Genomic DNA, 3,803 nt, shown 5'->3' with positions numbered 1-3,803 from the left:
TCACTTGCCCTTCGGCGGCACGGTCACGGCGGCGAAGGCCGACGTCGGGTGGATCGACCCGGAGCCCTCGGTTCGGTTCGGACTGTCGAGCCGCGGCGGCCTGTGCGCGCGATTGAGCAATTCTGGCTTCCGTTCTGGTCTGCGTTCGTGTCGATTCACACACGTTCGGTGGTGATATGGCTCTGTATCAATTCGGCGCGATCGGGCGACCGGATTGAAACAGGGAGAGAACCCGGTTCTACCGAATAGAACAAACCGTGAGTTCAGTGAACGAGTGTGTGGTGACTCTCGAATTCATCGTCCTGTACGACATGAACTCCCCTCCCCGCCAGGCGTACGACACGTTCGACAATGTCGGCGTCGATACTGCGCTCACATACCAACGCGAAACCGTCGGTCATCCGCTGAAAGCCGACCTGAAAATTCCGTGTCGAGCACCCCAACGGCTTACAAAGATACAACATCGGCACGGTTCTTTTGTGCAGTAATCATAAGAACCATCGATCACTGCCTCCAGCCTGTTACAGAAGTGACCGAGAGTGCTACCCGAGCAGATGCTATTCGGTCGAACGAATGACTCCGCACGACACATCGCTCGGCATTATTTCGTACGTATCCGACTCGGCGATGCGATAAACCCACTGTTTACCGACTCGGCGTTTGTTTCAGGAGTCGGAGCGGCGACGTCCGGCCAGAAGCGTCGCGCCGAGCGCTCCGACGGCTGCCAGACACAGCACCAATTCCGATCCGAAGCCGATTCGAGTCGCGACGGTGAGGGATTGTCGCAGTACAACACTGGACACCAGCACGTCCGGGCTGAAGAGCGGCGTCTGCTGAAGGACGTCACCATCGGGCGACACGATTGCGCTGACGCCACTCGTAGCGGCCACCACAACCGTTCGTCCGTGCTCGACGGCTCGCACTCTGGACATCGCGAGTTGTTGGTAGGTCATTTCGGTGTCGCCGAAGGTCGCGTTGTTGGTGGGTATGGCGATGAACTCCGCGCCCGACCGGACCGATTCCTCGAGTGCGCGGTCGAATGCGACTTCGTAGCACGTTGCTATTCCGGCCGCTATTCCCCCAGCGTGCACCACTCCGTTTCCGCTACCGGGGACGAAATAACCCGCTCGGTCGGCATATTCCGAAAACAATCGAAAAAAACTTCGGAATGGCAAGTATTCGCCGAACGGTTGAATTATCTTCTTGTCGTGCCGCTCACCGGGCCCGTCCGTACCGTTCCACGCAATCACCGAATTCGTGTTCGTACCATCGGCATTGACGAGTACGGTGCCGACGAGAATCGGGGCCCCCACAGCCACCGACGCCTGTGTGATGAGAGTCGCAGCGTCGGTATTTCTCAACGGATCGATATCGGACGCGTTCTCGGGCCACACGACGAGATCCGGGGCAGGTTGCCTGCCGGCCTCGACGTCGGCGGCCAATGTCATGGTCTCTCGGACGTGATTGTCCAACACCGCGCGGCGCTGTGCGTTGAAATCCAGACCCAGCCGCGGAACGCTTCCCTGGACGGCCGCGATCGTCACTGTCCGTTCGTCGCCCTCCGGCGCGTCGTTGCCGTGCAGCGTCGGTAGCAACCCCAGCGCCACGATGGACGCGATCGTCGTTGCGGCGACCGGTCCGAGGAACGAACGCGCTCCGTCTCGTCGACTGCCCGCGACCAGCAGCGCCGCCGTTCCGGTTCCGGTCAGTGCCACACCGAAACTGAGCAACGGTGCACCGCCGACGCTCGCCAAGGGAAGCAACCAGCCCTCGGGTTGTCCGAATGCCAATCTGCCCCATGGAAAGCCACCGAAGGGAACACTGGATCTGAGCCATTCGGTCAGGCTCCAGGCCAATGCCATCGACAGCGGCCACCATGCGCTCCGTGCCGTCAACACACCGAGCACTCCGAACAAGCCGACGAAGACGGACTCGGCGGCGGCGAGCGCCAGCCACGGCATCGGTCCTACGTACACACCGATCCACGGGAGGAGCGGAACGAAGAATCCGAGTCCGGCGGCACAGCCGTAGCCGAATCCCCCTTTCAGCGATACCGACCTCCGGCCGCCGAAGCCGGTCAGGACGAGGGCCAGCAGCGCGATACCCAGCGGGGCCAGAAACCACAGGGTTCGCGGAGGGAAGCTCGCGAATATCAGTGCGCCACCGGCGACGGAGAGCGCCGTCGACATCGCGGTCCGGCGCAGCCGCTCCGCTGACGAGGCCACCGTCCCGACACCCGAAGCGGACTCAGTTCTCATGGATGACCTGTCCGCGGTGCACGGTCATCGAGCACTGTGGGCTCGTGGACGACGGGTCCAGACCGGGCAAGGGAGATACTCCTGCGCGTGGGTCCGTCGACCATCGTTGCACGCTGTCCTTGGGTGCTCGGACGACGAGTTCGTCGACCTCCCACACCGCGAAGGAGGCGGGCGCTCCCGGCACCAACGTCCCCGCCAATCCGTCGCGAACTCCGCCCGCTCGCCAGGCTCCGCGGGTACCGGCCGAGAAAGCGGCCCGAGGCGAGATGGCACTGCCCGGCGTGTGGTGATTGACCGCGGCTCTGACCGTCGCCCAGGGATCGAGTCGGGTGACCGGCGCATCCGAACCGAATGCGAGCGCCACCCCCGCCGATGCCAAGCGCGCGAACGGATGGAGCGCCGATGCACGGTCTGCGCCGAGCCGTGCCGAATACAACCCTCCCGAACCGCCCCACTGGGCGTCGAACATCGGTTGCATGCTGGCTATCACCCCCCAGGAGGCCAGTTTGTCGGCCTGCTCGGGCGTGACCATTGCCAGATGTTCGAGCCGATGCCCGCACGCGGCGACGGCTGGAGTTCCCAGCTCGGTCACCACCCGCTCGAATGCGGTGACGGCAGCCGAGATCGCAGCGTCACCGATGACGTGGAACCCCGCCTGGACTCCGGCGGACGTGCACGCCGAGATGTGTGCAGCGATCGAATCGACGTCCTCGTACGGCACGCCCGATCCGGAGCCGTCCGCATACGGCGACGACAACCACGCGGTCCGCGATCCCAGCGAGCCGTCGACGAAGATGTCACCGGCCAGCCCGTGAGCGCCGGTCTCGCCGAGCAGCTGCCGCGCCTGCTCGGCCGTCTCGACCAGCTCGCCCCAGTATCCGCGAACCTCCACCCCGTGTTCGGTGGCCATCAATTCACGGAAGTCGTCGATACCCGACACGATCGGACCGGCACATTCGTGGACTGCGACGATTCCCTGCGCCGCAGCGCTGTCGAGCGCAGCCGTTCGAGCCCGATCCCGGGTGTCGGCTGTGATCATCGATCGTGCAGTCAGCCGCGCGAGGTGGTGCGCGGCAGCTGTGAGAGGGGACTGCCCGGAGAAGCCGGTGGCGGATTCCATTCCGGTCGCGGCGACGCGCAACGGCGTCGAGACGGCAGCCGAATGCGAATCGATGCGTGTGAGGTACACCGGGCGTCCCGGCGCTGCCGCGTCGAGGTCGACCGTCGACGGTGCGCGATGTTCGGGCCACGAGCTCTCGTCCCAGCCGTGTCCCCAGATCAGTGCGTCCGAGGACGACGCTGCGTGCTCGGCGAGCACCCGCATGCAGTGTTCGAGCGAGGTGCAGCCGGACAGATCGAGTCCGATCGACGACAGACCCAGATCGGTGACATGCACGTGAGTGTCGACGAACGCCGGTGCCACGAAGGCCCCCGCCAGGTCGGTGACGCGGACTCCTGGATGGAGCGCTCGCCCGGTGCGATCCTCACCGATCCAGCTGACGATTCCATCGGTCACGGCCATGGCGGTGGCGTCCGACGCCATCG

The 3,803-nt window shown here is 64.5% G+C and carries 2 protein-coding genes; both read right to left on the bottom strand.

The window, feature by feature from the left end; all coding sequences use genetic code 11:
* Nucleotides 1–665 precede the first annotated feature (665 nt).
* A complete protein-coding gene (lnt, locus tag CH302_RS07960; protein WP_082323580.1) occupies nt 666–2,258 on the bottom strand; it encodes an apolipoprotein N-acyltransferase in 1,593 nt (530 codons plus the stop codon).
* Nucleotides 2,248–3,801, bottom strand: a complete 1,554-nt coding sequence (locus CH302_RS07955) for an amidohydrolase (RefSeq protein WP_052047552.1) — start codon at nt 3,799–3,801, stop codon at nt 2,248–2,250. Before CH302_RS07955 ends, lnt begins: the two co-directional genes overlap by 11 nt.
* Nucleotides 3,802–3,803 lie beyond the last annotated feature (2 nt).

Source organism: Rhodococcus sp. 15-2388-1-1a, assembly GCF_002259145.1.
Taxonomy (GTDB): Bacteria; Actinomycetota; Actinomycetes; order Mycobacteriales; family Mycobacteriaceae; genus Rhodococcoides.
The sequence above is the reverse complement of the archived record's forward strand: the minus strand, read 5'-3'. Positions and strand labels throughout refer to the sequence as shown.

What these genes read in the sequence shown, in the direction of transcription:
- lnt (WP_082323580.1), bottom strand. Translation starts at nt 2,258, where the DNA reads ATGAGAACTGAGTCCGCTTCGGGTGTCGGGACGGTGGCCTCGTCAGCG.
- CH302_RS07955 (WP_052047552.1), bottom strand. Translation starts at nt 3,801, where the DNA reads ATGGCGTCGGACGCCACCGCCATGGCCGTGACCGATGGAATCGTCAGC.